General features: G+C 30.9%; 10 protein-coding genes. 9 read left to right on the top strand and 1 reads right to left on the bottom strand.

Going from position 1 to position 10,909, the window contains the following annotated elements; translation table 11 throughout:
• Nucleotides 1-2 precede the first annotated feature (2 nt).
• The 9 genes from ABN080_RS13925 (at nt 3) to ABN080_RS13885 (ending at nt 8,866) form a co-directional block, all read left to right on the top strand.
• Nucleotides 3-662, top strand: a complete 660-nt coding sequence (locus ABN080_RS13925) for an EscR/YscR/HrcR family type III secretion system export apparatus protein (protein WP_196571226.1) — start codon at nt 3-5, stop codon at nt 660-662.
• Nucleotides 662-916, top strand: coding sequence for a type III secretion system export apparatus subunit SctS (sctS, locus tag ABN080_RS13920; RefSeq protein WP_072069116.1), 255 nt, complete (start codon nt 662-664; stop codon nt 914-916). Before ABN080_RS13925 ends, sctS begins: the two co-directional genes overlap by 1 nt.
• 5 nt (nt 917-921) lie before the next feature.
• Nucleotides 922-1,695, top strand: coding sequence for a type III secretion system export apparatus subunit SctT (gene sctT / locus ABN080_RS13915; RefSeq protein ID WP_349441294.1), 774 nt, complete (start codon nt 922-924; stop codon nt 1,693-1,695).
• Nucleotides 1,688-2,749, top strand: a complete 1,062-nt coding sequence (locus ABN080_RS13910; RefSeq protein WP_349441292.1) for an EscU/YscU/HrcU family type III secretion system export apparatus switch protein — start codon at nt 1,688-1,690, stop codon at nt 2,747-2,749. Before sctT ends, ABN080_RS13910 begins: the two co-directional genes overlap by 8 nt.
• Before the next feature lie 149 nt (nt 2,750-2,898).
• A complete protein-coding gene (gene sicA, locus ABN080_RS13905) occupies nt 2,899-3,423 on the top strand; it encodes a type III secretion system translocator chaperone SicA (RefSeq protein WP_349441291.1) in 525 nt (174 codons plus the stop codon).
• Nucleotides 3,416-5,521 (top strand): type III secretion system translocon subunit SseC family protein, encoded by a 2,106-nt coding sequence (sctE, locus tag ABN080_RS13900; protein WP_349441290.1) that lies wholly within the window; start codon nt 3,416-3,418, stop codon nt 5,519-5,521. Before sicA ends, sctE begins: the two co-directional genes overlap by 8 nt.
• Before the next feature lie 28 nt (nt 5,522-5,549).
• Entirely contained in the window at nt 5,550-6,395 is an 846-nt protein-coding gene (locus ABN080_RS13895; RefSeq protein WP_349441289.1) for a type III secretion protein, read from the top strand.
• A 3-nt stretch (nt 6,396-6,398) separates the two neighbouring features.
• Entirely contained in the window at nt 6,399-7,670 is a 1,272-nt protein-coding gene (locus ABN080_RS13890; protein WP_349441288.1) for an IpaD/SipD/SspD family type III secretion system needle tip protein, read from the top strand.
• Nucleotides 7,671-7,822: 152 nt separating this feature from the next.
• Complete coding sequence (locus tag ABN080_RS13885) at nt 7,823-8,866, top strand: IpaD/SipD/SspD family type III secretion system needle tip protein (protein ID WP_349441287.1); 1,044 nt, start codon at nt 7,823-7,825, stop codon at nt 8,864-8,866.
• A gap of 94 nt (nt 8,867-8,960) precedes the next feature.
• Here ABN080_RS13885 and ABN080_RS13880 read toward each other — a convergent pair whose 3' ends face one another.
• A complete protein-coding gene (locus tag ABN080_RS13880) occupies nt 8,961-10,907 on the bottom strand; it encodes a TonB-dependent receptor plug domain-containing protein (protein WP_349441348.1) in 1,947 nt (648 codons plus the stop codon).
• Nucleotides 10,908-10,909 lie beyond the last annotated feature (2 nt).

The following is a 10,909-nucleotide window of genomic DNA, read 5'->3' as shown; positions in this document are numbered from 1 at the left end:
ATATGGAAAGCTCAACAACGCTCATTTTAACGTTAGCACTAGCAACATTAGCTCCTTTTATTATTGCTGCTGGAACCTGCTACTTAAAATTTTCTATCGTACTTGTTATGACTCGTAATGCTTTAGGTGTTCAGCAAGTGCCTTCTAATATGGTACTCAATGCGATTGCATTAATGATGGCTTTGTTTGTTATGACACCAATAGCAAAAAATACCTATCAATATCTTATTGAAAATCCGGTTGATATAACCTCTCCCGATTCTTTTGAGCGATTTTCGGATGATGCATTAGAGGAATATAAACAATATTTGTACAAATATTCTGATCCTGAATTATTAGATTTTTTTGAACAAGCACAAGGCAATCGACCTGATAGCTATGGCGAGAAAGAAAATATAGAAAAATCGTTGTTATCACTACTTCCCGCATATGCATTAAGTGAAATAAAGTCTGCTTTTATTATTGGTTTTTATCTTTATCTACCTTTTATTGTTATTGATTTAGTTGTTTCTTGTATTTTATTAGCGTTGGGGATGATGATGATGAGCCCAGTCACATTATCAGTGCCGCTAAAATTAATTTTATTTATCGCTATGGATGGTTGGACTCTATTAGCTAAAGGACTAATTAATCAATATCTTGAACTCATGGCGGTAAGGTAATGGATATGGTTTATGCGGCAAATAAAGCCGTTTATTTAGTGATATTACTTTCAGCAGGACCTATTGCCATTGCGACATTCATTGGATTGGCAATTGGTTTATTACAGACCATTACACAAATACAAGAACAGACATTGCCTTTTGGTGTAAAACTTGTTGGTGTTTTTGTTTGCTTATTAGTCACTATGGGGTGGATGGGTGATAAAATATTAGTGTATGCAAAAGAGATGATGACGCTAGGATTTGCAGGATAAATAATATGTTAATACTGCTAGGGTATATACAGACTTATTTAGTTGATCTTTTTTTACTTGTTGCAAGATTATTTCCTATCTTTCTTTTTATTCCTTTTTTAAATAGTCGTATTCTTAATAGCCAATTATTAAAATATATCATTATTTTTTATATCGCAATGGGAATTAGACCCAGCATTATTATTACAGATGAAGTAAGAAATATATGGGAAATTATATTATTAAGTGAATTACTTCTTGGTGTTTTAATTGGGCTTCTTTTTGCCACTCCATTTTGGATTGCGTCTGCATTTGGCGAGTTTGTTGATAACCAACGGGGTGCTAGTATTGGGGATACTATCAATCCAACTACGGGAATTGAGTCTTCTGAATTCGCTTCATTAACGGGTTTATTTTGTGCTGCCTATTTTTTATCGACAGGCGGACTAACCTTATTAATGAGTACGATAAAAGATAGCTATGATGTATTTCCTATTGGCTATTTTAACAAAGAAATTGGTTATTCTTTCATTGGTCACTGGCTAAATAATATGGTTTGTACTGCGCTTGTTTTAGTTTCACCTGTACTGATTATTATGTTTTTGAGCGAAGTGGCATTGGGGGTTTATTCTTTATTTTGTCCTCAGCTAAATGCATTTTCACTATCATTATGTATAAAAGGAATTATTGCCTTTATATCATTACTGCTTTTCTTTACTTCGGCGATGACCACAGAGCTTTATGAATTTTTTAATAATAGATACTTTTATACTAATTTTATGAGTATTTATCATGGCTGAAAAAACAGAAAAGCCCACCCAGAAAAAACTCGATGACTCTGCAAAAAAAGGGCAAAGTTTTAAGAGTAAAGAATTAACATCAGGGCTTGTTTATCTTATTGGTGTTATATATTTGTTTCATCAAGTTGATTTAAGTGAATTTAGTCGCTTTTATCAGTCTCTTTTACTTCATCCAACGAATATCACATTAAAGAGTTATGTCAATATAATATCAAAACTATTTTTTGATATTGTTTTACCGATACTTGTTGTCACTTTTTTATCTGGTGCGATCCCTTCTTTATTTAGTTCACGATTTAAGCTTGCGACTGAAGCCATTAAAATTGATATTAATCATATTAATCCAATATCTGGATTTAAAAAAATATTTAGCATAAGAACAATAAAAGATCTTTTAAAAACATTATTATTTATAGTTATATTTTTAATTACTTGTTATGTTTTTATTATTTTACATAGTACGGAAATATTTATATTATACCGATCGAGTTTAAATATTATTGTTGATAAATGGTGTTCACTCGTCGTTAATTTTGTATTTGTGTTTTTTATTCTTTCAATACCTATTCTTATTTTAAATATTATTGCTGATTTCTTTATCTTTATGAAAGATATGATGATGGAAAAACATGAAGTTAAACAAGAATATAAGAATATGGAAGGTGATCCTGAAATAAAATCAACTCGACGGCAGTTCCATCAGGAATTACTTGATGAACCCATGAAAAAAGTGATCCGGGATTCATCTGCCGTTATTGTCAATCCAACCCATGTGGCGGTTGGTATCTATTTTGATCCTGATAATGGCATTATGCCTTTAGTTTCATTGAGTTGTATTAATGATAAAGCATTGGCAGTGAAAGCTTATGCTAAAAAAGTGGGAACACCTGTTGTTCGTTATCCTGAGCTGGCGAGAAAAATTTATCATAAATATCATTTATTTGATGTAATGATAGATCAAGATTTATTAGATGTTATGGATATTCTTATTTGGCTTAAGAGAATAGAAAATGAAGGATTATTGAGAGAAGAAATGGAATATATAAATTACTAATAAGTCAATCTAATGTATATATATTTTAATTATAATAATAATGTATTTATTTTTATAAATATAGGCGTGCGTTTTATTAAAGCAAATAATTAATAGTTAAATTAGAATTTCATTATTAATTATTCATCATAGATGAAAGGATTAACATCATGTCAGTATATGAAAAAATGTCAGAAAAAGAAATTGATCAATTAGCAAACTATATCGTATCTATTGTTCAGAATGGGGCATCACTCAAGGATGAAGGCGCTATCCCAGAAGGATTTATGGAAGGAATCTATTCATTTGCTTATGACTTTTACCAGAAGGGAAAACTGGATGAAGCTGAAGCGATTTTCAAATTTTTATGTCTCTACGATTTTTATAATGTTGATTACATTATGGGGCTTGCTGCTGTTAAACAATTGAAAAAACAGTATCAAGCAGCAATTGATCTTTATGCTTTAGCTTATCTAAATGCGAAAAACGATTATCGACCTGTCTTTTATGCAGGGCAATGTAATTTATCGCTTGGTGAAAAAGAAAAAGCAAAATATTGTTTTAATCAAGTTTCAGAAAAGATTAACGATCCAGCCATAAAAGAAAGAGCCAATATTTATTTAGAATCATTAAAAGATATTCCCCTTGTTGTTCTTAATACAGATGAAGAAGATAAGGAAGAACAGTATGAATGATATTAATAAAGTTAATGATGGCATTGTATTTTCTACACCTTTACCTTCTAAGGAGGTAGACAATGTTACTAAAAATACAACGCAACAAGCCCAAAGAATCAATACTGTAAATGAAAATATTGTTTCTTTGCAAATTAAAGATAAAGAAAATAAAATTTCCGCACCTGCTCTTAGAGCGCCTATTGAGCAGAAAAAAAATAATCAAAGGATTAATGTTCAGGATGATGTACAGTATAAAATAAATACTTTCCCTCAACAAAAAACAACGGGTAATAATGGAAGTATATTTCAAGCTCCACAATCATCACCAACTCCTTCTGTTATCAGCCACTCCCAAGATAATAAATCAAGTAAAGAATATGATTTTTTATACTTGCAATTATCCTATCAAAATGTCATTCATCAAAATGTTTTAGAGCAAATTAAAGATCCAGATAAGCTTGATTATTATATAGATAAACTAAATGCCTTATCGAAAGGTATTGATAGTTTAAGAGAGCAATTTAAATCAGCGATCGATGAATTTAAAAATAATAAAGATGCTTATATTGATTATTGGATGGAGGTCTATAATCAAATAAAATCGAATAACTTTAAAACGGAATCTGAAGTTATAGATTTTTTAAAAAATAATAATATTCCTATAGCATTAATTAAAGAATTATTATCAGGGAATATTAAATCTAAAAGTGATATGGAAAAATCACTTGAAAAGATATTTCCATTTTTGAAATTACCTGATGATCTCTCTAAATTATCCTTAGATGATTTGGATAAATTATATAGTAGTCTATCTCAATTCTTTGATAATATTTTTAAAGTTATGCCCAATGTTTCTATCAGTGAAGACAGAATTAATACAATCACTTCACATAAAGATGAACTAAGAGCATTAATTAATAAAAAAGAAAATACATCAATAAAAGAAAAGTTAGAGCAAATAAGAGAAGCATATCAAGCGCTTACGACAAGCCAAAGTGCATTAGAACTTGAAATAATGTCAGATTCTTTATCAGGAATGGCGTTATTAACTTTTTTATTAGCGAAAACACGAGAATTAACATTAAAAGTGATGTTACAGCGTTCTGAAAATGAGCAAAAACTCTTTGAGGAAATGCAAGAAGTGACGGAAAAATCACTTAAAGGAAAAATTGACGATCAAAAAGCCCAAATAAAAAAGCAAGAAGAAATTCAATTTTGGGCAGGTATTGGTTTAAAACTGTTAGGTGGATTATTATCCATCATTGCTGCTGTTGCTTCTATTTTTACTGCCGGAGCTTCTATGGCTTTAATGGCGGTTGCAGTTGTATTAATGGTTGCGGATGCTGCATTAACTGTTGCAGATGAAGTGTACCAAGCGATACATGGCACATCGTTTATGGATGAATTAATGCAACCTCTTACTGAAACTTTAATGGAAGCTTTAGATAAGGTGGTCGATTTTCTAGCTGATATGATTTATAGCGCTATCGATGGATTAAAGAAATTAGGTATAGATAAAAAAATTATTGAGGATATAAAAAACTCAATACAAGATAAATTAAAAATGGGACTTAAGGCTTTAATTACCGTGGTTCTATTTATTGCCGCAATTGCATTAAGTTTTGTTGTTGGTCCAGCTGTAAATGGTATAACAAATGTAGCGAAGAAAATAATTAATCAACAAGTCAGAGATACGTTGAAAAGAGTCTTCAATGAAGCACTTGAACTTATGATGGGAAAAATGATTAAAGAAATCATTGTTCAAGCACTTGAAGAAGCGATGAAGAAAATTAACAAACTACTTGCTAAAGAGATCAGCCAGAAGGCTGGTGTGATGTTAAACAGAACCTTAGTTGTTTCTAAGTTAGTTAATGCAACAGCAACAAATGCAGTTAATATTTATAGTAGTGTCCTTTCTGCAAAGATTATGCAATCTGTCGCTGACAGTAAAAAATTAGATACCATATTAAATCTTATTCAAAAGTTAATGGATAAGATAATGGAAAGTTATCATGAGAATATCGATACTATCACTGAAATTTTAAGAAATATGAGTGAAAAATCTTCTATAAGTAATCGAACTAAATCAGACATGATCAGAAATATATCTATTTAATAAAGTTTGTCTTTAATAAGGTATTAATATGAAAATAAGTGATAATAATGGATTAAATGACTATAAGCCTGAGTTTAATGAAACCATTGATAAAAAAGATGTTATTAATGATAGTAAACCAACTAAAGAAAATTTAGAGAGTCTAAATAAAGAGTTTGATAATAAATTAAATAGTATTTTAGATAGAATAAAAAATAATTCTAAACCAATTTTAGCTGAACCAGAAGTAAAAACGCCAGATATAAAAAAGATATTAAAATCACTCGAAGTTGATAACGATAATGATATTTATGATCATATAAAAACAGAAAACTTGGGTATGTTTAATTTCATCTCTGCGGATATGATGAAATTAATTAACTTAATTGTTAAATATTTAGAGGCTATGATTAAAAAGTTCGAAGCATCTAGAGAAATGGGTGTGATGCTGATGAATATTGAATTAAATATGGCTGATCAAATAAAAGATAATCTTAATAAAAAAGCCAATATTATGGTTGGTGCTGCAATTACGGGTGCCGGTATTTCAATGGCAATTCATGGCATGGGGGCTTTTGTTTCAATTAAAGGGATGGGGAAAGATCTTATTGGTCATTCTAATCCAACAATGACTACCGGTAACTTAGTGACTTCAACTGCGGATCCTTTAGCACGAGTGGCAGACCAAACTTTGCAGTCTCAAGGAATTGTACTTGATGGTAAGCAAAAAGTATTGGAAGCAAGAGGAAATATCAATAATCATGTTGTTAATAATAATAATGAGCAGCAACGCGAAGTAACGGAAGTGATAAAAGCATTATTACAAGCGATTGAAGCAATTATTCATGCGCAGCTGGATGCTGCTTCTGCAATTGGTTCGAATGTAAAAGGTTAATTTATGGCTAAAGCTATTGATTCAGGGATGTCTAATATAGCAAGTCATTCAAAAATTTATTCTTCAGATAATAATGTTGTTTCTACATCTAAAAATGAAAAAAACGTTTTAGATGATATGAAAGAGTTATTAATAAATATAAGACGAGAAAAAAAAGATTTTGATCTTGATAACTGGATTAGTTGTAATAATTTAAAGGGAAAAACAGAGAGGGAAATATATGTTTCTCTCTCTGAACAATATGATAAAAATATTATTTCTCATAATCAATGCTTAAATACCATGAAAAAATCAGAGCCAATTATAAAAGATGAAATTGCGGATGCTGGTTATTTTAAAGATTCATTGAGTGATTTTTTTTATGAAGTTAAGCAATCAATAATTGTGGGAAAAAATGATTATTTAGATGTTCTAAAAGATGTTTTTTCCAACTATATGGATTATGTAAGAGAGTTAAGGACAGCAATATCCTCTTTAAGCCAATATGTAAAAGCAGGAGAAAAAGATGGGCACATCAGTATAAACTATGTAAGATTTTATGGTGAGTTAAAACATATCATTAAAAAATACAATGAGAAAGGAGCTCATTGTTTTCATCAGAAATTATTATTTAAGCATTTAAGTAATGGAGGATATTTACGTAATATAAATGAGAATAATATCTTCTATCTTACAGAAGAGAAAATAAAAAAATCAGTAGAATCAATAGAGAGACTGTTAAAAGAAGTAAAGGGAGTTAGTACTGTTAAAAAATATAGTTTGGATGAAACAAATAATGAAGATGGATTCAATAACGATATTAGTGTACAGTTTAATTGTGTAATTGATCTTTCTGATGTTGAAAAATTTATAAGAAATATTGAGATTCACTTGCGATTGCAAAATATATTATTAGATAGTGATATAGAGAATAAAAGAAAAGATTTTATTCTTGAAAATGAAAGAAGGAAAAAAGAAATAGAGGATATTATAGCATCAGGTGAAATTTATGAATCAACGCAACCTCTTATAGATGTTGATCGTGAGATTGCTAAGATTGTAGTAGAAAATAATAAAAAAATAGAAGAAAGCTCGATTTATTATGATATTTTGCAAACCGAATTTGATTTGTTTAAAAAATCACTTGATTCATTAGAAAAGAAAGTAAATTCTAATCTTGATGAACTCTCTAAAAAATACAGCTCAGCAAATAGCAATTATGATAATTTTGTTAAAATAGTGAGCAGTACAATGAATACATTATTAGAAATGGCGAAAGGTTTTTTACGATTTTAACTTTTTATAGAGATTAAAAGTAAAGTTTATATTTTTAGAGGAAATAGCTCAATAGTGCTAACGTTTATGTGTTGTTTTAAATTTTATTAAAATATTAATTTTAATTTTTTCTTGAAACAACTTCTTTTATTTTTATATAAAAGGTTAATGTTATGGCTACTGCTATTAGTTTTTATGTACCAAAAAGTAATAATAAATCACATGTAGAAAAGAAGTTCTATAATGTGCAAGAATATAATAAAGATAAATTTTTAAATCAATCAGATTTTTTATTAGAAGACATAAAGAGAGAATATCAAGGTATTTATCTTAATGATAGTAAAGGTGATAATAAATTTGAACATCTTTCCAACAAAGAAAAAGGTTTTTATCTTGATGAACAATATGTAAAAAATTATATTAGTCAAAAGGAAATCCTAAATGAAATTTATTATGCTTCTCGTACCATAGAAAATGTGCAATCAAATGACAGTTATCCAACAGATTCATTAAGTGATTTATTTGATGAAGTAAAACAGTCCATTATTGCGGGTAAAAATGATTATTTAGATGTTTTGAAAGATATTTTTTCCAAGTATATGGATTTTGTAAAAGAGTTAAGAGAAATATTATCTGAATTAAGCCAGGCAACGAAGGCAGGTAGTAAGGATGGATATATCAATGTGAATGTTGATGATCTATACGATAAATTAAATTTATTGAAAATGAAATTACAAAGACCTGGTTTTTTTAGCTTGGATATGAATTTTATAAAAGAGGATGATGGTCGATTTTATCGAATAATTAATGGAGAAAAAATATATTATCAAAATAATACTGAAGTAGATAAAGCGGTTAATGCAGTAGAAAAATTACTTAGTCAAATTAAAGGTGTGACATCAAAAAAAAATGATAATTCGGGGAATGTTAGACCTAATATTGATTTTTCATTTGATGTTAACTTGGATTTATCAGGAATAGATAAATTACTTGATTATTTAGATAAAATGCCGAGAGGCGGGCATGATATTTTACAAACGGAGTTTGACTTAATAAAGAAAACATTAGATGCAGTTGAAAAAGGCGTTAATACTAACTTGGATGAATTATCAAAAAAATACAGTTCTGCAAATAGCAATTATGATAATTTTGTAAAAATAGTCAGTAGCACTATGAATACTTTATTAGAAATGGCAAAAGGATTCCTACGTTTCTAACGTTATATAGAGTAATATTATGGAAGATAATACTTTTTATAAATAGAAGAGAGCTGATATATGATGATACCAGCTCTTTTTTTATAGATAATAATTAAAATTTATATTCAATACCCAACCAGTAATTACGGCCATCTTCCATATAACCTTGAGTATATTCATAAGACTTATCAAAAAGATTATTTACAGAAGCATTAGCAGTAACACCATATCCAAAATCATAATCTAAACGAAGGTCAGTTTTTGCATAACCTGTCAGCTTGTCATTTTCATCAATGCGGTTATAGGCCCAACTTTGTGCTTCTTCCATAATGGTAAAGCGAACCTGTTCAGCAGGAATAAATGTTATCCACATATAGGCTTTATGTTTTGGTAAACCTTCAACGTGTGCTATTTGTTTAGGATCACTATGGATATAGCTGTAATTTAAGCCTAGCTCTAACCAATCTGTCACATTACCTTTAGTACCTAAATCAAGCCCAACATAGTCAACACGTCCACTATTTTGGTTTTGGAAGAATGCGTTGCCATCACGATAAACGGTATGTGCCATAATTGCATCATTGACTCGGTTATAGTAAATACTGGTTTGGTAACCCCATTTATCTGTAATGTGTCCTTCATAGGTTAAGTCGAAAGATAATGCACGTTCAGGATCTAAATCTGGATTGATGATCCCTTTAGAACCATCTTTGGGTTTTTCACTTGTATAACGCTCTTTTTGTGTAGGGAAGCGGCTACGATCAGATACAGAGAAACGTACAACATCATCATTAGCTAATGAATATTTTGCCATTATTTCCCAGTTAAAGGCTGTTTGCTTGTTATCATCAGCGCCTTTATCAGTCTCAACGCTATCGCGCCAGTCATAGCTAATTGCACCCACTAAATCGAGATCATTCGTGGCAGCCCATTGATATTCTGTTGCTAAAGACCACGTTCTATCTTTATAACGCATCCAATCACCATTTTTCTCTTTCTGGGAACGGTGAACGTCATCTTTCCAGTGAGTAGCGAAAGAGAGTAGATCATTTTCACGAGTATCGATAGCTAACTGTAATGCGGCACCGGTGCTGTAGTCGTCATAGTGACTGTAATCAGGGGTATCGCCTTTTTTAGGATACATATAAAGGGTATTTTCAAATTTATCGTGATAAGCACGACTTTGTAATTTCATACCATCAGTAATTTGAGTAGTACCGCTATAGTAATAGCTTTCTTTGTTGTAATCTGGCCATGCCCAATATTTAAATTTACCTTTACCCAAGGTTGATGGTGGGCTATTTTTTTCACCGTCTTGTTTTACATAAGTTAGGGTATATTCGTCAGAAGCGCGTGGTGTCCAACCCACTTTGATCATGCCACGTTTATCATTTGTTGCTGAATTATCACGACGCCCATGAGTGCCTGCCGCCACATTATTTTCATCAGCACCGGGAATTGGAGTAAAACGTTGTTTTAATTGACTACCACTGATTTGAATAAATCCTAAATCATTACGTGCACCTAAGCGTGCACTCATATTGTGTGCATAATCAGCGCCACGAGCAAAACCTTGAGAATAAGCAATGCTTCCTTCTAATGGTTTTTTCGGCGTCGCAGTGGTGATATTAATTGCACCACCCATTAAGTTAGGGCCTTGCAGTAATGAGGTATAGCCTTTGTTGACTTCAATGCTTGCCAGATCGTTCGTGGTAAAACGTGCCAAGTCTAAGTTGCCATCATAAGGAACATAAGTTGGAATACCATCAAAGAATACAGGCACTTGGCGGCTATCAAACCCACGCACTTTAAAGGTGTATTCATTACGGTTACCCGATTTTTGCATTACAACACCGGGTAATGTTGAAATTGCTTGCGCCGCATTGACCTTATTTTGTTCAAGCATTTGTTCTTGCGTCAATATATCTGGATTTGCTGCAATTGGGCTACTCCATACGGTTAATAAGTCGGGAGTGGGTTGTCCATAAGTGGTGTCAGCAAGTGCAATACTGGGTAAGAGAGCAAGAGATAAACAGTAGCATAGAGGTTTTAATTTCATCA

The sequence above is a fragment of the Proteus sp. fly-1089 genome (genome assembly GCF_040138965.1).
In the GTDB taxonomy this organism is placed as follows: domain Bacteria; phylum Pseudomonadota; class Gammaproteobacteria; order Enterobacterales; family Enterobacteriaceae; genus Proteus; species Proteus vulgaris_B.
The sequence above is the reverse complement of the archived record's forward strand: the minus strand, read 5'-3'. Positions and strand labels throughout refer to the sequence as shown.